At 43.6% G+C, this 19,221-nt stretch carries 20 protein-coding genes; 7 read left to right on the top strand and 13 right to left on the bottom strand.

Annotated features, from left to right (window positions below; translation table 11 throughout):
- Positions 1-38 precede the first annotated feature (38 nt).
- The 12 genes from QUF61_RS06670 to radA form a co-directional block, all read right to left on the bottom strand.
- Positions 39-689, bottom strand: a complete 651-nt coding sequence (locus tag QUF61_RS06670) for a toxin-antitoxin system YwqK family antitoxin (RefSeq protein ID WP_103921612.1) — start codon at positions 687-689, stop codon at positions 39-41.
- Between the two features lie 21 nt (positions 690-710).
- Positions 711-1,196, bottom strand: a complete 486-nt coding sequence (gene nuoI / locus QUF61_RS06675; RefSeq protein WP_289681059.1) for an NADH-quinone oxidoreductase subunit NuoI — start codon at positions 1,194-1,196, stop codon at positions 711-713.
- 3 nt (positions 1,197-1,199) lie between these two features.
- Positions 1,200-2,312 carry an NADH-quinone oxidoreductase subunit NuoH gene (nuoH, locus tag QUF61_RS06680; protein ID WP_286019511.1) on the bottom strand — a complete coding sequence of 371 codons (1,113 nt, stop codon included), beginning with the start codon at positions 2,310-2,312 and terminating at the stop codon, positions 1,200-1,202.
- The gene (nuoG, locus tag QUF61_RS06685; protein WP_289681060.1) at positions 2,313-4,715 is read right to left on the bottom strand and encodes an NADH-quinone oxidoreductase subunit NuoG; all 2,403 of its coding nucleotides are present in this window, start codon (positions 4,713-4,715) and stop codon (positions 2,313-2,315) included.
- A 21-nt stretch (positions 4,716-4,736) separates the two neighbouring features.
- A complete protein-coding gene (gene nuoF, locus QUF61_RS06690) occupies positions 4,737-6,035 on the bottom strand; it encodes an NADH-quinone oxidoreductase subunit NuoF (protein WP_289681062.1) in 1,299 nt (432 codons plus the stop codon).
- A gap of 65 nt (positions 6,036-6,100) precedes the next feature.
- Positions 6,101-6,697: a hypothetical protein gene (locus QUF61_RS06695; protein ID WP_289681063.1), complete on the bottom strand. Its 597-nt coding sequence runs from the start codon at positions 6,695-6,697 to the stop codon at positions 6,101-6,103.
- A gap of 39 nt (positions 6,698-6,736) precedes the next feature.
- A complete protein-coding gene (nuoE, locus tag QUF61_RS06700; RefSeq protein WP_289681064.1) occupies positions 6,737-7,231 on the bottom strand; it encodes an NADH-quinone oxidoreductase subunit NuoE in 495 nt (164 codons plus the stop codon).
- A gap of 30 nt (positions 7,232-7,261) precedes the next feature.
- Positions 7,262-8,515 carry an NADH-quinone oxidoreductase subunit D gene (locus QUF61_RS06705; RefSeq protein ID WP_289681066.1) on the bottom strand — a complete coding sequence of 418 codons (1,254 nt, stop codon included), beginning with the start codon at positions 8,513-8,515 and terminating at the stop codon, positions 7,262-7,264.
- Between the two features lie 41 nt (positions 8,516-8,556).
- Positions 8,557-9,207, bottom strand: coding sequence for an NADH-quinone oxidoreductase subunit C (locus QUF61_RS06710; RefSeq protein ID WP_289681068.1), 651 nt, complete (start codon positions 9,205-9,207; stop codon positions 8,557-8,559).
- 36 nt (positions 9,208-9,243) lie between these two features.
- Complete coding sequence (locus QUF61_RS06715) at positions 9,244-9,720, bottom strand: NuoB/complex I 20 kDa subunit family protein (RefSeq protein ID WP_103921619.1); 477 nt, start codon at positions 9,718-9,720, stop codon at positions 9,244-9,246.
- On the bottom strand, positions 9,711-10,067 hold the full coding sequence (locus tag QUF61_RS06720) for an NADH-quinone oxidoreductase subunit A (protein ID WP_103921632.1): 357 nt from the start codon (positions 10,065-10,067) through the stop codon (positions 9,711-9,713). The genes QUF61_RS06715 and QUF61_RS06720 overlap by 10 nt, the downstream gene beginning before the upstream one ends.
- A gap of 250 nt (positions 10,068-10,317) precedes the next feature.
- Positions 10,318-11,691: a DNA repair protein RadA gene (radA, locus tag QUF61_RS06725; protein WP_289681071.1), complete on the bottom strand. Its 1,374-nt coding sequence runs from the start codon at positions 11,689-11,691 to the stop codon at positions 10,318-10,320.
- A gap of 75 nt (positions 11,692-11,766) precedes the next feature.
- Here radA and QUF61_RS06730 point away from each other — a divergent pair, with 75 nt between their 5' ends.
- The 7 genes from QUF61_RS06730 to QUF61_RS06760 all read left to right on the top strand — a co-directional run bounded on the left by QUF61_RS06730 (position 11,767) and on the right by QUF61_RS06760 (position 17,407).
- Entirely contained in the window at positions 11,767-12,381 is a 615-nt protein-coding gene (locus QUF61_RS06730) for a riboflavin synthase subunit alpha (protein WP_289681074.1), read from the top strand.
- A 101-nt stretch (positions 12,382-12,482) separates the two neighbouring features.
- Complete coding sequence (gene pdxS / locus QUF61_RS06735) at positions 12,483-13,364, top strand: pyridoxal 5'-phosphate synthase lyase subunit PdxS (RefSeq protein ID WP_103921622.1); 882 nt, start codon at positions 12,483-12,485, stop codon at positions 13,362-13,364.
- On the top strand, positions 13,361-13,972 hold the full coding sequence (gene pdxT, locus QUF61_RS06740) for a pyridoxal 5'-phosphate synthase glutaminase subunit PdxT (RefSeq protein ID WP_289681077.1): 612 nt from the start codon (positions 13,361-13,363) through the stop codon (positions 13,970-13,972). Before pdxS ends, pdxT begins: the two co-directional genes overlap by 4 nt.
- Positions 13,973-14,219: 247 nt before the next feature.
- Positions 14,220-14,414 carry an Alvin_2107 family globule sulfur oxidation protein gene (locus tag QUF61_RS06745; RefSeq protein ID WP_103921623.1) on the top strand — a complete coding sequence of 65 codons (195 nt, stop codon included), beginning with the start codon at positions 14,220-14,222 and terminating at the stop codon, positions 14,412-14,414.
- A 78-nt stretch (positions 14,415-14,492) separates the two neighbouring features.
- Complete coding sequence (gene grxC, locus QUF61_RS06750; protein WP_286019512.1) at positions 14,493-14,750, top strand: glutaredoxin 3; 258 nt, start codon at positions 14,493-14,495, stop codon at positions 14,748-14,750.
- A gap of 209 nt (positions 14,751-14,959) precedes the next feature.
- On the top strand, positions 14,960-15,877 hold the full coding sequence (locus QUF61_RS06755) for an OmpA family protein (RefSeq protein ID WP_289681079.1): 918 nt from the start codon (positions 14,960-14,962) through the stop codon (positions 15,875-15,877).
- Between the two features lie 423 nt (positions 15,878-16,300).
- Positions 16,301-17,407, top strand: a complete 1,107-nt coding sequence (locus QUF61_RS06760; protein WP_103918799.1) for a transglutaminase domain-containing protein — start codon at positions 16,301-16,303, stop codon at positions 17,405-17,407.
- Positions 17,408-17,656: 249 nt separating this feature from the next.
- On the opposite strand, the gene QUF61_RS06765 is transcribed toward QUF61_RS06760, so the two are convergent.
- Positions 17,657-18,568 carry a hypothetical protein gene (locus QUF61_RS06765; RefSeq protein ID WP_146066439.1) on the bottom strand — a complete coding sequence of 304 codons (912 nt, stop codon included), beginning with the start codon at positions 18,566-18,568 and terminating at the stop codon, positions 17,657-17,659.
- Positions 18,569-19,221: the final 653 nt, after the last annotated feature.

The raw sequence follows: 19,221 nt of genomic DNA on the forward strand, positions 1-19,221 counted from the left end.
GTAAGCGCTGAATGAAGTCTAAATCGAACTCAGATGATTTACTTGCGCACCCGTTTTACCAGCTTGTCATTTTTATAATAACGCTTGGCCTGGAGTTTACCTTTTTTATTATATTCTTTGGAAACACCATCTATTTTTCCATCACTAAATTCATGCACCAGATATTTTTCTCCGGTCGAATAAAAAATTGTTGCAGCAATTGGTACACCATTTTTAAATGTCCAATCACCCTGTACCCGACCATTTCTGAAATAACCTTTAGCGCTGCCATTTTTTTTGCCACCGATATAAGTACGTTCTGCTTTGAGTTTACCGTCAGGAGCATATTCTTTTTCCATACCTTCCTGAATACCACCAACCAGATGGCGTTCGCGGAATAGTTTGCCACTGGAATGGAACTCACGCACGACTTCATGCTTTTTATTTCTTTTATAGGTAAATTCGTATTCGATCTGACCATCTTGACGATAGCGTTTTTCAGCCGTTAATTTACCTTTTTCATAAAAAAACTCAGTTTTTAAGTTATTGTTTTCATGAAATTCTTTGCTGACACCATGACGCCTGTTACCATCGTAGTTATAGATAAAATGTACTGCACCCGATGGATATTTTTTAATCTCTTCTTTTGCTAATACAGCCTGCAAGGGCAATAATAACAAAATGGAGAATAATACGTGTTGATAGCGCATACATAGTCTCTCATAAGTATTCTAACGATAAGGCGCATCTTGCGCCCGGTCCGCAGCTATCTGAGGTTCAAGCTCATCACCAATCGCCAATAACTTGTCTTTGGTTAAGAGCAAATCACCTTTAACTGCGCCGTGATATTCAAATTTTCGGGTTTCAACAATGGCATCGACTGGACAGGCTTCTTCACAAAAACCACAAAATATACATTTATATAAATCAACATCATAGCGCGTCGTGCGCCGACTGCCATCATCACGCGGCTCCGCTTCAATGGTAATTGCCAATGCCGGACAAACTGCTTCACAGAGTTTACAGGCAATGCAACGCTCTTCGCCATCAGAGTAACGACGCAATGCATGATGACCACGAAATCGCGGTGACATTGGCGTTTTTTCTTCAGGATATTGTACGGTTATTTTCGGTCTGAAAAGATAACGCCATGTGACACTCATGCCCTTAAACAATTCATGCAGGGAGAGGCTTTTAAGATAATTAAAAATGGCCATCTGTCATACTCCAGCAGTAGAAAACCAAGGGGGTAATTCTACTAAAATAAGGATACCCAGCACTAAAATCCAGACAATTGTCAAAGGAATAAACACTTTCCAGCCCAATCTCATAATCTGGTCATAACGATAACGTGGAAATGTTGCCCTCAGCCACAAAAACAGGAATAGGAAGATACTGGTTTTCATCAAGAACCAGGCAATCCCCGGTACCCAGGCAAAAGCAGTTTCCAACATTGTACCCTGAAAAGGGGATAACCAGCCACCCAGAAACAACAGTGCAGTTAAAGCAGCTATCAGAATCATATTCAGATATTCTGCCAGGAAAAATACCGCAAACAACATGCCTGAATATTCTACATGGAAACCGGCGACAATTTCCGACTCACCTTCGGCAACATCAAAAGGTGCGCGATTGGTTTCAGCCAGGCCAGAAATAAAATAAATCAGAAATAAGGGTAATAAGGGCAACCAATACCAGTTTAGAAAACCATAGTCACCGCGTTGAGCATTGACAATATCACTCAGGTTCAAACTGCCTGCTGCCATCAATACGCCAACCAGGGCAAAACCCATCGCAATTTCATACGCAACAATTTGTGCGGCAGAGCGCATGGCACCGAGAAATGCGTATTTGGAGTTGGAGGCCCAACCCGCGAGAATAACGCCATAAACGCCCATGGAAGTCATTGCCAGAATATACAGCAAACCGGCATTAATATCGGCAAACACCCACTTATCATCAAAAGGAATGACAGCCCAGGCAGCCAAGGCAGGTGCCATCGTTAAAGCAGGCGCGGCAACAAATAAAAAGCGGTTAGCGGTGCTGGGGAAAATAATTTCCTTAAACATCAGCTTGACGGCATCGGCGATAGGCTGCAACCAACCGCGTGGCCCAACGCGGTTAGGGCCGATGCGCACCTGTATATAACCGATGATTTTGCGCTCGGCATAAGTTAAATAAGCAACGCCCAGCAATAAACCGGCAACGGTGATAACCAGTAAGGGTATGGTTATGATAGGTAACTGCCATAATACGAGAATTACGCCAGCCAGCAGAAAAAACAATAAACCAGCAATAATACCAATCGGTTTAAAGGGCATTGAAATCTTCATTTAAAGCACCTTAATCTGAATTGCGCCATACCAATCCGCCAGTGTCGAGGTCTCTGATTGTCCCCCGTACAATAGCACACACCCTGGGCTGACTCTTGAGTCCAATACCGCATTAAGTTCTGCCTGTCGGCCATTTTGTTCCAGTAACACAGATTGCCCATCCTGGATATTCAGCTTTTCAGCATCATCCGGGTGTAAATGTGCACCGCTGGCTTGTTTGCCATCAGTCGTTTTTTGTAATACCGTAGCGCGACGCACCATGGCATCCGTGGCATACATGCCCATTTCTGTTAAGCGCTGCAAACCATTGTTGTTCGCACTTGGCAGTGCCTCAGGTAGCGACCAGGCATTTTCCTGATCCGGTACAATATTTTCCAGCATTTGACTGCGCATCTCGCTGGCAATTTGATCCGAAGCGGTATACTCAAAGCCTTCAAGATACAACAAATTAGCCAGTACACGCAATATTTTCCAGCCGGGACGTGCTTCACCTGCGGGAGAAACCGCGCCTGCAAAAGACTGCCAAATCCCTGCGGCATTCACAAAAGTCCCTGAAGTTTCTGCAAACAAGGCCTTTGGTAATAAAACGTCGGCATATTCTTGCATGGTTTCAGTTTTAAATGCACTCAGAGAAACCACAAAATCGGCTTGCTTTAAGGTTTCAAGCGACTGGGTACCATTCCAGCTATCCAGTTCAGGCTCTAAATCAAGTAATAAATAAGCATTGAGGGGATTGCTTAACATGCTGTTTGCATTTTCCCCTGCCTGAGTGACAACTGTTCCACCGACACCACGATGCGGCAGGACGCCAGCTAACCAGGCTCCGGCACTGTTGCCAGCTTCACTTAAATAGCCTAATTTAGCCCCGCTTAGTTTTGCAATCAGACCGGAGAGTCCGCGTAAGATGGCAAAATCCGGCTGAGAAAAGGCAAGCTGGCCTAATAATAAGCTTGCATTTTCTGCTGTCAGTAAGGATTTTGCAATATTTTGCTGCGTTTCACTGGGACTGACATTTGCCAGTAATTTTTCAGCATCTGCATCAGTTGCGGTTTTGCTTTCATTGCTTAATGCTTTAGCAATACCTGCCAGGGCTTCCACCATCTGGCTGGGCGCTGTAATAATTTTTTCAGCAATCGGCAGATTAAAATCATAATCAACGGGATTGAGCAACATCACATCGGCAGCAATCGATTCATCAATCTGCCCGACCCGATTATAAGCAGCCTTGCGTAAACGCTGATTTAATAAAGGTTGCTCTTTGCGCAGATTGGAGCCAATGACTAAAACACTGTCACAATCTTCTAAAGCTGCAATTGATTGTCCCAAACGCGGGAACAAGGGGGCCATATCCTGATCGCTGAAATCAATCTGGCGCAAGCGGTGATCAATGTTATCACTGCCCATGCCACGCAGCATTTTCTGGAACAGGTAAAGCTCTTCCAGGGTTGCCGTGGGGGAAGCTAAACCACCCAGGGTTTTGTTTTGATCGTTAATGACCGCTTTCAGACCCGCCACAACAAATTTTAACGCACTTTCCCAATCTGTTTCCTGCCACTGACCTTCTTTTTTGATCATAGGACGGGTTAAACGATCTTCAGCTTGCAATGCACTATAACTGAAACGATCTTTATCTGATAACCAGACTTCATTAACCGCTTCATTTTCTTTAGGCACGACGCGGAAAACTTTATTATTACGAATATGGAAATAAAGATTGGAACCCACAATATCATGTGGCGCGATGCCAGCGCGTTGCTGCATTTCCCAGGCTCGCGCCTGAAACCGTGAGGGCTTGGCAGTGAGCGCGCCTACCGGGCAAACATCAACCATGTTGCCGGAAAGTTCTGAGTCGATGGTTTTTTCTATATAAGGGCCAACCAGCGTGTGTTCGCCGCGTCCGGTTGCGCCCATTTCCGGCATACCGGCAATTTCCCGGCTGAAACGCACACAACGGGTACAGTGAATGCAACGGGTCATCTCAGTTGCAATCAATGGCCCCAGGTTTTTATCCATCACCACGCGCTTTTCTTCTGCAAAGCGTGATACATCGCTACCATAAGCCATGGCAACGTCTTGTAATTCGCATTCACCGCCTTGATCGCAAACTGGGCAGTCCAGCGGATGATTGATCAGCAGAAATTCCATGACTGATTTCTGTGCGGCTTTGGCCTTATCGGATTGGGTGTGTACCACCATGCCATCCATGATCGGCGTTGCACAGGCAGGCAGGGGCTTGGGCGCTTTTTCCACATCGACCAGACACATACGGCAATTAGCCGAGATTGACAGTTTTTTGTGGTAGCAAAAACGAGGAATCTCAATACCATTGTCATCTGCCACGTCGATCAGCATTTGACCTGACTCTACCTGGTATTCCTTTCCGTCAATTGTGATCGTTGCCATCAAATTTTCTCTTAAAAAATACTATTGACCGTTGACCTGGCTTTTACCATGCTCAATCATATACTCAAACTCACCACGATAATGCTTGAGGAAACTAACTATCGGCATTGCCGCAGCATCACCTAACGCGCAAATCGTTCGCCCCATAATTTTATCGGCTACATCATCGAGTAAATCAAGATCTGCCATCTTGCCTTCCCCGTGTAAGATGCGATGCAAGACTCTGGATAACCAGCCAGTGCCTTCACGACACGGCGTGCATTGACCGCAGGACTCTTCATAATAAAAATGCGCAACACGGGCTAACACTTTAACCATACAAGTGGTTTCGTCCATAACAATCACGGAACCTGCGCCCAGCATGGAACCCACTTCAGTGATACCGTCATAATCCATCGTGGCATTCAGCATAACATCGCCCGGTACCACAGGGGTTGAAGAGCCACCTGGAATCACCGCTTTCAGCGTATGACCATCGCGCACGCCACCTGCCATTTCCAGTAATTGAGAAAAAGGCGTACCCATTGGTACTTCATAATTACCGGGTTTATTGACATGACCGGAAACTGCAAATAACTTGGATCCCCCATTATTGGGTTTGCCCAAATTCAAAAACCATTCTCCGCCATTGGCTAAAATAGAAGGGACTGAAGATAAGGTTTCTGTATTATTAATCGTTGTGGGTTTGCCATAAAGTCCGAAAGCGGCGGGAAATGGCGGCTTAAATCGTGGCTGGCCTTTTTTGCCCTCTATGGACTCCAGCAAAGCGGTTTCTTCACCGCAGATATAAGCACCCGCGCCACAATGGGTGTATAAATCAAAATCAACGCCGCTGCCTAAAATATCCTTGCCCAGCAAACCCGCTTCATAGGCTTCAGCCAGTGCCGCTTCAAAGCGATCAAATGGCTCATAAAATTCACCACGGATATAGTTATAACCCACAGTTGCGCCAATGGTATAACCCGCGATAATCATGCCTTCAATCAAGGCATGAGGATTATAGCGCAGAATATCGCGATCTTTAAAAGTACCCGGCTCGCCTTCATCGGAATTACAGATAATATATTTCTGTATACCTGCCATTTTTTTTGCGCTGGCTTCATCCCGTGGCAACATAAAACTCCACTTAAAGCCTGTTGGGAAGCCTGCACCACCACGACCACGCAAGGCTGAAGTTTTTAATTCTTCAATAATTTCAGTCGCTGGTGTTTTTTCTTTTAAAATTTTGCGTAAAACTTCATAACCACCTGCACTTTCATAGGTTTTCAGCGTCCAGGGTTGATCCAGATGCATAGTGCGGAAACAGACTTCATTTGCCATCGCTATTTACTCTTAAATTAATCTTCATAGTAAGCACATCAACACCTATTCTTGTCGCTATTAAACTAGGAAAGTTTTGAAACTTTATCAAATACCCAATTCAAGCTATTAAATGTTTTTTGTAAATTATCAGTTGCGGAAACTGATACAGGGTCTACTGTGAAAACATTATTTTCCAATTTTCCAAATTCCCACATTTTCCCTGTTGTCACAATACCATAACAGGAATCTGCACCTGACAGGGAAGATGCAACCATTTCTGCAAGCGCTTGCGCCCATCCCTCATCAAAATTATCCCGTTTGGCTTCTATAATGCAAAGTGAAGGCTTTGCCATACCGCCATATTTTGTTCTTGGTGCAATTAAATAATCAGGCTCGCCAATCAGTCCTTGTTGTTCATCAATATTATAAGCAACATGAGACCAAACTTTAAGTTGCGTATAATTTTCAGCAACAGCATTAAGGATTGGACTGATAACTCGCTCACAAATTGCAACTTCATTAATAAAGCTCATGCCGTCGTTTATACTGTTTGCAATCAGAGTGTATAAAGCTATCGATATGTTGGCTTCCTTTTGCTTAATAAAGGTAGATTTATCAGCAACCTGAATATCAAACTTGCTGGCAACCTCGACAACGGTTTTAAAATTACTATAAGCCATTGTTACGCTTGCACCTAAATCTATTGCTAAAAATATCGATTAATTTAGCTTGCCAATAATCTCATCAACTTTTTCAGTGGTGAGATTTTCATAATATTCTCGCCCAATCGCAAACATAGGCGCGCCACCACAAGCCCCCAGACACTCAACTTCTTTTAAGGTAAATTTATTATCTGAGGTGGTTTCACCCATTTTAACGCCCAGCTTGTTTTCAAGATGGGACACAATCTCATCAGAACCGCACAACATGCAGGAAACATTGGTGCAAACACAGATTTTATGCTGCCCAACAGGTTTATGCTCATACATGGAATAGAAGCTGGCGACTTCATAAACAGCAATGGCTGGTATATCCAGATAATCAGCCACCGCATCCATTAATTCTGTTGTCAGCCAACCGCCGTTTGCATCTTGCACAATCGTCAGGGCAGGCATCACCGCAGACTGCTGACGCTCAGCCGGATATTTTTTTATCCAGTGATCGATTTCTGCACAAATATCTGAAGATAATAGAGCTGATTTGCTTTCTGACATTATAATAAAATCTTTGAGTTTTCAGGGGTATCAGCGATCAATTTCGCCAAATACAATATCCTGCGTACCAATAATTGCAACCACATCGGCTAACATATGCCCTTTTGCCATCTCATTCATAGAGGCAAGGTGAGCAAAGCCCGGCGCACGAATTTTCAGGCGGTAAGGTTTGTTTGCGCCATCGGATACCAGATAAATACCAAACTCGCCTTTAGGATGCTCTACGGCGGCATAGGTCTCTCCCGCCGGGACGCAATAGCCTTCGCTAAACAGCTTAAAGTGATGGATTAAAGATTCCATGTCACCTTTCATATCCTGGCGTTTAGGCGGGGCGACTTTATGATCATCTAACATCACCGGGCCATGATTGTTACGCAACCAATCAACACATTGTTTAATAATCCGGTTGGACTGGCGCATTTCTTCCACGCGCACCAGATAACGATCATAACAATCGCCGTTAGTACCCACGGGAATATCAAAATCCAGATCCGCATACACTTCGTAAGGTTGTTTTTTACGTAAATCCCATGCTACGCCGGAGCCACGTAACATCGGCCCGGAAAAACCCATCTGCTGCGCGCGCTCAGGAGAAACCACGCCGATATCCACCGTACGCTGCTTCCAGATACGGTTCTCGGTAAGCAGGGTTTCGTACTCATCCACATAACCGGGAAAGCGCTGAGTAAAATCTTCAATGAAGTCCAGCATGGAACCCTGACGGTTCTCATTCAGGCGTGAAACTTCTTTGGCATTATGCCATTTTGAGGTCTGATACTGCGGCATTTGATCGGGTAAATCGCGATATACGCCGCCTGGACGGTAATAAGCCGCGTGCATTCTGGCACCGGAAACCGCCTCATAACAATCCATCAAATCTTCACGTTCACGAAACGCATACAGAAAGATGGTCATGGCACCCACATCAAGTCCGTGAGTGCCTATCCACATCAAGTGATTCAGGATGCGGGTAATTTCGTCAAACATAACCCGGATGTATTGCGCGCGTTTGGGTGCTTGCACACCCAGCATATTTTCAATCGCCATCACATAGGCATGTTCATTACACATCATCGACACATAATCGAGTCGATCCATGTAAGGTACACTCTGATTAAACGACTTATATTCTGCCAGCTTTTCAGTGCCACGGTGTAACAGCCCAATATGGGGATCAGCGCGTTCAATCACCTCGCCATCCATTTCCAGCACCAGACGTAGTACACCATGTGCGGCAGGGTGCTGAGGACCAAAGTTCAGCGTATAATTGCGAATTTCAGACATAATAATTATTTCGTCTCTGCAATAGCTTCAGAATTATCGCTCTAGTGAGCAGGTTGCGGGCGGATAACACGCGCGGTATTCACCCGCATCTCAATACTGACCGGTTCATAAATAACCCGGTTCTGCTCAGGATCATAACGCATTTCCACCTCACCAATAAGCGGGAAATCTTTGCGGAAGGGATGACCAATAAAGCCATAATCCGTCAAAATACGTCGCAAATCAGGGTGACCTTCAAATAAAATGCCGTACATATCAAAGGCTTCGCGTTCATACCAGTCAGCCGCAATCCAGATATCACGCACTGAGGCCACACATGGTGGCTCACTCTGCGCATAAGCCCGTAAGCGTAAACGCTGATTTTTTTCCAGTGACAGTAAATGATAAACCACTGCAAAACGTTGCCGACTATCGCTTGCTTCCTGAGCAATACCTTTACTGACCGCGCGGCTGAAACCACTACTGCTGCGTTCAGTTTCCCAGTCAGCCTGACCATATTCCATATAATCAATGCCACACAAGTCCATCAATTGGCCAAAACCAAACTCATCGCGCAACGCCAGTGCAACATCTAACAGCGCATCACTTTGAACTTCCAGGGTGATTTCACCCAAATCCAGGTTGCTACTTAGCAATTGCTTGGCAAAACGAGACTCTAAGGCATCCAGCAAAGTTTGATTTTTATCGGACATAACGGCAATTCAACTCAATGACATTTAGATTGCGTATTAAGCGGCAATCGTATTGGTTTGCTTGATTTTTTTCTGTAACTCCAACACCCCGTACATCAGGGCCTCGGCAGTTGGTGGGCAACCCGGAATATAAATATCCACCGGCACCACGCGATCACAACCTCTGACAACAGAATAGGAGTAATGATAATAGCCGCCACCGTTAGCGCAGGAACCCATGGAAATTACCCAGCGTGGCTCTGCCATCTGGTCATAAACCTTGCGTAGCGCGGGACCCATTTTATTCACCAGGGTGCCTGCAACGATCATCACATCGGACTGTCTGGGACTGGGGCGGAATACCATGCCAAAACGATCCAGGTCATAACGCGATGCGCCCGCCTGCATCATTTCCACTGCGCAGCAGGCAAGACCAAAGGTCATAGGCCATAAGGAACCGGTTCGTGCCCAGTTAATCAGTGCATCAGCATTCGTTGTGATAACACCTTCCGGCAAAATACCTTCTATTCCCATTCCAGCGCCCCTTTTCTCCACTCATAAATAAAACCGACCACTAAAATGGCCAGGAAAATGCTCATTACTACAAAACCATATAAGCCGAGTTCTTTGAACACAACAGCCCAAGGGAATAAAAAGGCAATTTCCAAATCAAACAGAATAAACAGAATTGCAACCAGATAATAGCGCACGTCAAATTTCATGCGGGCATCTTCAAATGCCTCAAAGCCGCATTCATAAGGGGATTGCTTTTCTTTATAAGGTTTATGCGGTCCTAGAATAAAACCCGCCAGAACCGGCCCTATACCAACCAGCAGACCCACCAGAATAAACAATAATACGGGGAGATAATTTTCCAACATACTGTAGACTTCTCCATACAAATTCGCTGAAAAAGCATAATATAACCTGAATTCGGTGTAAGTTCGATCAATGCCAAAGACACTGAAAGCCACTTCCATCTCATGCTAAGTATTAATAGCCTGCTTCACCAGATTTTAGAACGCGCAGTCTAAGGGGAACAGGCCCTTACTGTCAAGTCATTCTCATTAAAATCATATTAGTTTACGGTTTAATACTTTGAAACCGCAAACCGTAAACCGTAAACTACAATTACTCCTGAATCGCTGCCAGCGCATCTACCAATCGTTGCACAGCAATCACCGTCAAGTCATCCGGGGTTTCGCCTTTGGGCGCGTTTTGTTTGGGCACGATAGCACGTTTAAAGCCGTGTTTACTGGCTTCATGCAGACGTTCCAGGCCATTGGGCACGGGCCTGATTTCTCCAGCCAATCCTACTTCGCCAAATACCACCAGATCCCGTGGTAGCGGCTGGTTGCGCAGGCTGGATAAAATCGCCAGTAATACCGCAAGATCAGCACCCGTTTCATTGAGGCGCACACCACCCACCACATTGACAAACACATCCTGATCATAAGTCACAATATCGCCATGACGATGTAAGACCGCCAGTAACATCACCAGGCGATTTTGATCCAGTCCCAATGTCACCCGGCGTGGGTTGGGCGCATGGGAATTATCCACCAGGGCTTGCACCTCAACCAACAAGGGACGGCTGCCTTCGCGGGTGACCATGATGACACTGCCAGCTACCATATCTTCATGGCGTGACAGGAAAATTGCTGAGGGGTTTTTAACTTCGCGCAGTCCTTTGTCTGTCATTGCAAACACGCCCAACTCATTGACTGCGCCAAAACGATTTTTCACCGCACGTATCACCCGAAAGCGGCTGCTGCTATCACCTTCAAAGTATAAAACAGTGTCTACCATATGCTCCAGCACACGCGGCCCCGCCAAAGCGCCTTCCTTGGTGACGTGTCCAACCAGAAATATGGTGGTGCCGGTTTGTTTGGCAAAACGTACCAACTGCGCGGCAGACTCCCGCACCTGACCAACGGAACCGGGCGCAGATTGCAACACTTCGGTATGCACAGTTTGAATGGAATCAATGACCATGATTTTTGGCTGTTCTTTGCTTGCCAACTGTAAAATGCGCTCTATGCGGGTTTCTGTGAGCAGACGTAAATCCTGACTATCCAGCCCCAAACGCTGGGCGCGTAAGCTGATCTGCTGTGGTGATTCCTCACCCGTAACATACAAGGGTTGCTGCCCACTGGCAGACAGATAACTTAATGTTTGCAACAACAGCGTCGATTTACCGATACCGGGATCACCACCGATTAACACCACTGAGCCATTCACCAAACCACCGCCCAGCACCCGATCCAACTCTTCCAGACCACTGTGTACCCGGGTTTCTGCAACAGCTTGAACGGTTTTGAGCAAACAGATTTCCGCAGCATTACCCGCATAACCGGCAAATCGTGCTTGTTGCGGTGTGTTTGCTGTTTCCACCTGTTCTTCTTGCAGGGTATTCCATTCCTTGCACTCAACGCATTGGCCCTGCCATTTGGGCGCACTGGCACCACAGGCACTGCAACGATAGACGGTTTTTATTTTAGCCATGTTTTTTCCCGGATTTGCCGTGGTAACAGTGATAAGATCAAGCGTTTTTCTGTCTTTTATGATAAAGGATTTTTTATGTTTACAGGTATTGTTCAAGGCCAGGCCAAGGTGCTGCGTTTTGAAAAAAAGTCACAAGCCGCCCATCTGGTATTGGAATTACCCGCAGACTTACGCGATAAAATCGCATTAGGCGGTAGTATTGCAGTCAATGGTGCTTGCCTGACAGTGACCGCATTTGAAGGCGCGCAAGTCAGCTTTGATCTGATTATGGAAACCCTGCGGGTGACTAATCTTGGCGATTTACAGCCTGGTTCTTTAGTCAATGTCGAGCGCGCCGCAAAATTTAATGATGAAATTGGTGGACATCTGCTGTCAGGACATGTTCACACTGTGGCAGAAATCAGCGCAATTGAACAACCAGAAGACAACCGGGTATTGACCTTCAAGCTTGAACCACAATGGCAAAAATACATTCTGAACAAAGGTTATATCGGTCTTAATGGTTGCAGCCTGACCATTGCCGAAGTGCTGGAAAACCAGTTTAAGGTGTATTTAATCCCGGAAACCCTACGCATCACCACTTTTGGCGCATTACAAACCGGGGCGCGGGTAAATATTGAAATCGATACCCAAACGCAAGCAGTGGTGGATACCGTGGAGCGTGTTTTAGCGCAACGGGAAAATGCTTAAAAAACAACACCATCAAATTTTGCGTATTATTCCACAATAATCTATGTGGTTACGTTAAAATATTCAGCCGAATCTACTTTAAAATTATGGAGAATAACTAAATGAGTAATGATCGTTTTACCCTGAATGCCCAACTGGCTCAAATGCTTAAAGGCGGCGTCATTATGGATGTTACCACCTCGGAGCAGGCAAAAATCGCCGAACAAGCCGGTGCTGTTGCGGTCATGGCTTTGGAGCGGGTTCCTGCTGATATTCGGCAGGAAGGTGGGGTATCTCGTATGTCCGACCCCGCCATGATTAAGGAAATCAAAGCGTCAGTGTCAATTCCAGTGATGGCTAAAGCGCGTATAGGTCATTTTGTCGAAGCTCAGCTACTCCAGGCTTTGAAGATTGATTACATTGATGAGAGTGAAGTATTAACCCCGGCAGATGAAGAATATCATATTGATAAAAGCCGTTTTGAAATTCCCTTTGTGTGCGGTGCCAGAAATCTGGGTGAAGCCTGTCGGCGAATGGCTGAAGGCGCGGCAATGCTCCGCACTAAAGGCGAAGCAGGTACTGGCAACGTAGTTGAAGCAGTCAGACACATGCGCGCCATGAACCACGGCATTCGTCAACTTAAAACCATGCCATTGGAAGAAGTCAGCAGCTATTGCCGTGATGAAAATATTCCCTATGAACTGGCGTTGAAAATTCGTGAACTGGGTCACTTGCCTGTCGTCAACTTCGCTGCTGGTGGTATTGCCACGCCAGCGGATGCCGCACTGATGATGCAGTTGGGCTGTGACGGCGTTTTTGTGGGTTCCGGTATTTTTAAATCTGGCAACCCGGCAAAACGTGCCAGCGCCATTGTCCAGGCCACCACCCATTACAATGACCCGGAAAAATTAGTGGAAATCTCCATGGACTTGGGCGAGCCTATGGTTGGTATTGATATTCCCACCATTCCTAAAGAACAAATACTGGCGGAGCGTGGTTGGTGACACGTATTGGGGTTTTAGACCTGCAAGGCGGTGTTGCAGAACATGTAGAACATCTCAGACGCTTAGGCGTCTGCGCCGTGCGGATAAAAAAGGAAGCAGACTTTGAAGGCATTGCAGGACTCATTATTCCTGGTGGAGAAAGTTCCTGTATCAGCCGTTTATTGCGATTGTATGGATTGGAGCGCGTCATATACACGCATTACGCTGCTGGACTAAAGCTATGGGGAAGCTGTGCTGGCGCTATTTTGTTAGCGAAAAACATTATTGGCGAAGAAACTTCACATTTAGCACTCATAGATATCGACATACAAAGAAATGCTTTTGGCAGTCAATTGGATAGTTTTACCATTGAGGAAAAAATACCTGATATTGATGAAAACCCAATACCTTTAACTTTTATCCGGGCACCTAAAATCACCCGCTTAGGGGATGGGGTTCGTGCGCTGCTGACTATGGGGGACTATGTTGCAGCCGCAGAAGATATGCAAACCTTAGTCACCGTATTTCACCCGGAACTCACCCCAAACCTGGCTTTTCACCGCTACTTTTGCCAAAAGTGCGGGCTTGATATTGAAAATAAGACTGGGCAAGACATGGCATTCGAGTAGTTGAAAGCATCATAGATGTAACAAAAGGTTTAGCTTAAACCCTGTCTATGCTGAAAACTCAGTAAAGGGTATTGCCGTTCTCTTTGCAATTATGTGATAATAGAAAAGAGAGTAATACCATCAGACTACTCGCTTTCGTTGCCAGCATTGAAATTACTTCAAGGATGCTTTATTCAGATAATCCAATTATCTGACAGGCGCTGGCTTCACTTTAAATCTGATTGATATTTTAATAGAGGACCTATCTATGGATACAAGCTACTACAATGCAGTAGATAAAATGGAAAAAATTAACGTTGATGCAGACTACAAAGTAGGCTGGATGAGTGGTTATTTACATAACCCAGAGCGCGAAGAACAGCTTCTCAATGAAGCCTATGAAAGCGGTTTTGAAGATGGTGGCAACGGCGAAACCGGTAATTTTGATAAATGGGCAAAATAAGCCTGCCGGGTTTTGATTGAAAAAACAGGACAATATTTTTATAAGATATTGTCCTGTTTTTTTATGGAGAATAGAGTTATGGCTGTCGTCATGTACAGTACGCAAATCTGCCCCTATTGTGTTCGAGCGGAGCAGTTATTACACCAAAAAGGTGTAAAAATAGAAAAAATCATGGTTGACCGCGATTTTGATGCAATGACAACAATGATGGAACGCAGTCAACGCCAAACCGTACCCCAGATTTTTATCGGTAATTACCATGTTGGTGGTTATGACGACCTTGCCAGACTGGAAATGGCCGGGGAACTGGATGGTTTGCTGGCATCTGACAATTAAAAACCACATTTATTACAATTACTTGTAGCAAGTTGTGGTTTTTCGGCTACACATTGTTGCAATTTCATATAAAAAATCTGGACGAACCTGATTGCGATTGTTAGAATAGGCCTTGAAATGAAATTTGGCATTGTATTTGTCATCAAACAATGATAGCCACTTTGCCAGCGCATTGATTCAGTTTTTTTAACTTAGTTAAGGATATATTCATGTTTAACCGTACTTCTCACCCAATTTATATGGGTTTGGTTGCAGGTGCGCTGCTCAATGTGGCGACCCCGGCATTTGCTGTTGACAGTGTAACTGCAAAAGCCGTTGCTGATGGCATGGCACCACCAGTTTATCTGGTTGACAGCCAGGGCGTACCCACCAAATCCGGCAGTCACAATCCTAAAGCCGATCCAGCTATGTATGATTGCGTTATTGGTGCTCACAGCATGAACGCAGCAGATGCAAAAAAATACACTGACTACAGTGAATTTACCGCAGATGCACTGAAAGCATTTGAAGCTAACCTGGCTGTTCTGAAAGGATGTGGTTACACCGCACCTGACAGCGATAAAGATGGCGTGCCTAACTATAAAGACAAATGTGCAGATACTAGTGCAGGTGCCAAGGTTGATGAAAATGGCTGTAAAATTATCATCAAGGTAACTGATGATGACAGCGATGGCGATGGCATTCCAGACAGTCGAGACAATTGTGAAGGCACCCCACCTGGCACTAAGGTTGATGCAGTAGGTTGCGAAGCTGTCAGCATGATAGTTGATGCCGTTCTGACTGAAGATCATATTCGTTTTGACTTTGATAAAGCGATCCTGAAACCAGCAGGCAAGGCCATCGTTGATAAAATGGTAAAATTTCTGAGCGGTGATATAGTGCATGTGAAGAAAATCATGGTTGACGGCCACACCGATAACACTGGCCCTGCTAAATACAACATGGGACTGTCTCAGCGTCGTGCAAAGTCTGTAGCGGATTATATTTCTGCTGGTGGTATTCCAACTAACCTGATGGTTATTACCGGTGAAGGTGAAAGCAACCCAGTTGCCGACAACGCAACCCGCAAAGGTCGTTCTACCAACCGTCGTGTAGAAATCACCATCCATAAGACCAATAAACAATAATTACATCGTAATTAAAGTTTAAAACAAAAAATACCCCCTGCTTGGGGGTATTTTTTTAGGTGTTACTAAATTCTGTAATGGTTTATACAAAACTGGTGCAGTGATTAACAAATATTGATACTAACTAAATTAGTAACCAATATAAGGGATTTATAATAAACTAAAAGCTTAAACCTTCCAGGCTTTTAAATATGAGTTATTAGTCATATTTCATGGCTAGTATAGTAACCGGTAAAAATGAATAATAAAAAACTGTTGCAAAGCCTGGTCTTTTATCCAAATATTATTACCGGTATTTGCTGGTTGTTGTGCTAGTTACCCATATTGAACGAAGGTTCTCACCCTATTGAAAACCACACCTTTAAAAATAACAAAGTTTAAATATTAGTTATTATCCTTATAAAGAATAATATTCGAGTAGCAATGACTAACATTAAAATCTCAGATTTAAATTTTATTATATTCTTAATAGCCTACCCTAATTTGCTGAATGCGGAAATATTTTCACCGATGGCAGATGATTTTTTAGGGCCAGAAGAAGAGCTTAATGATACTATTGAAAACTCACCAATATCATCAAATTACAATAATATAGATAAGATCCTCAACGTTATTAACTTAGATGTATTGAGGCGTAAGACCTATAATCAAATAGATCAACACGCCCGAAAAACCCCTGAAAGTGCCGAGAAAACACTAAAGAACTTAGCAGTCTATTTGACTCAACCTGCAACAAATGAATTTGAGAAAGCTCGTGCAATTTATGTCTGGATTACCCACAATATTACTTATAACACAGCAGACCTTCACAGTGGATACTTTACGAACTTGAGTGCCGAAAAGGTGCTTCAAAACCAACAAACAATATGTGAAGGATATGCCAACCTGTTTCAGATGCTGGGTAATTACGCAGGTCTTGAAACCAGAAAAATTACTGGGTACTCAAAAGGGTATAGTGACTTACTTAAGGTCATTAGCAGCAGCGATAGCAACCATGCATGGAATGCTATCAAAATACAAGGTAACTGGTATCTCATAGACTCAACTTGGGGAGCTGGGTATGTGGATGGAAAAAATACCTTTGTAAGAAAATTTAATGAGCATTATTTCCTGGCCTCCCCGAAAGAATTTATATATACACACTTTCCTGAAAACAGCCACTGGCAACTGCTTGAGAAAAAATTGACATTTGAAGAATACACCAACTTAGTTTATCTACGCCCTGCATTTTTTGATAACAATCTGTTATTGAATAGTCATTATAAATACCTTATAAAAACCAATGATGAACTTACAATTATTCTATCTGCTCCTGACGATGTGTCACTACTTGCTGAATTAGAGCAATATGGAAAAAAATTAAATAAATCTTTTATTACGATAAAAAAGCATGGAGAAAAGCGTTATATACAAGCTCGACTTCCATATTTTGGAGATTACATACTACGCTTATTTGCAAAAAGATATCAAGACACTGAAAACTATAAGTGGGTATTAGACTATAAAATAGAAACGGGCTTAGAGCAATGAAGGAACGATATCTAGCATATCTATCTTTATTCCTAACATTGATTGGACTTATTATTGCCATACCAGGAAGTGTGAACACTTGGCAGCCAATAGTTGAAAAGTATGCCATAGAATTACAAAAAATCTATTACACCATTGTGGATGAGGAAGAGGATAATCTCAAAGAGTACCTACCTATTGAGGATATTCCCCTCCCCTCCCTGATATATCAGAGCAACTTGACACCAAAGAGCTTTGATATAATCAGTCTTAAACCACTAAAATATTACCAGAAAAATATGACTCTTGCCCATTTTCCGCACTTTGCAGGATTTTTATTCCCATTGTGGGTAAATTTTTAAGTTGAACAGTTATTTCAGTATTACTATTAGGCATTAATGTATGAGCACCAATCCATTGCCGATGCTCTAGCTCACCGGAAGGTTTATCCATAAGAGCGAGATAGATATCTTTGGTTTGCACTTCTTGATTACTTGTATTTGAGAGGTAGAGTGTCATTTTATTATCATAATCTCTATGTACCCATACCGCTTCAGCATCAGCTCGTCGCACCAATGTGGAAATTTTAATATCAAGGGCATCTTGAATATCATCGTACACTTCAATATCTGGCGATGTGTTCGAAGGGGCGGCACCCGAAACTGCCGCCTGAATATCACCATATTCTTCTATTGGGTACGTTTTCCTTGGAGAAGACGGAGCAACCGCTATAGACTGCTGCCAGGTATTAGCCATCTCAGGGGTTAATTCAATAATATCCAAGGCATCAACCACTATATCAAGAGACTCCCCTATATTGCGCAACGCCTTGGGCTTTACCTTTGAATTATTATTTACCCTGGCATTTTTACTAGAATGTTTTTTGTATTTGGAAACAAGGCCACCACCGATCCGCCGCCTTGCACTTGACTTGACTGATGAGCGAATTGATGTTCGTAAAGCAGAACGAGCCGCTAAACGCAATAAAATAGGCCAAAAAGCCTGTCCGGATAGAGGGGATAATGTTCCGATGCTACAACCAGTCAAAGCAATAAGTTTTAATACTTGGCGACGTTTCATTGCTGTAAATAATGAATTTCCCTTCTGATTTGTGGGTGGTAATGACGTGAGTACCGCTTGATTAATCAAGTTAGTACGAATTTGACTGATAGTTATATTCATGACAAAAAACCTTGCTATTTTATTGGGATAGACAGTATATTATTGCAAGTAAATGAGCATAATGAGCATGCAAGTTGGAATATATTACGTGATGAGTCTTAAAATGAAAATAATTTTGGTTATCCACTTATTATCTCATTAGGTTTTGAAACAAAGGGGATTGTTGATATATACACTGGCAGCAGAGATAGTGATGATATCCAGAAATTACGAGACTCTCTCCCAGCAAGCACCATAAAGCTGGGTGCTGATTTTTTTCGATGTAAAATTGTATTTTATACCGTATGAAGTAGCCAAAAATAGCTACTGAATGCTCAAATTTATAACTTGAAATGGCATGTTTTTAATATTAAGCACTAAAATTCATGTTTAATATAAAATATAAAAATACCACTCCATATAAATCAATAGGTTATAAAATACATCTTATAGAATCAGCACCCATAAAGCTACTGGCTAAGAAACTGATTTAACAAATCATATTGAGTATTTTAATTGCACTATGAAGTAACATATTGCTCAGTTAGCTAGGAGGCTGTCCGAGAACAGAGGCCGTAGCGAGGGAAAGCTGGTTTGAGGCAGATTTTTTCATTATTTGAGGCGAATATTGGGTATATTTAACGAAAATAAGGGAGAAATCTGACCAAATCCAG

This window comes from Candidatus Venteria ishoeyi (assembly GCF_030378065.1).
Lineage (GTDB): Bacteria > Pseudomonadota > Gammaproteobacteria > Beggiatoales > Beggiatoaceae > Venteria > Venteria ishoeyi.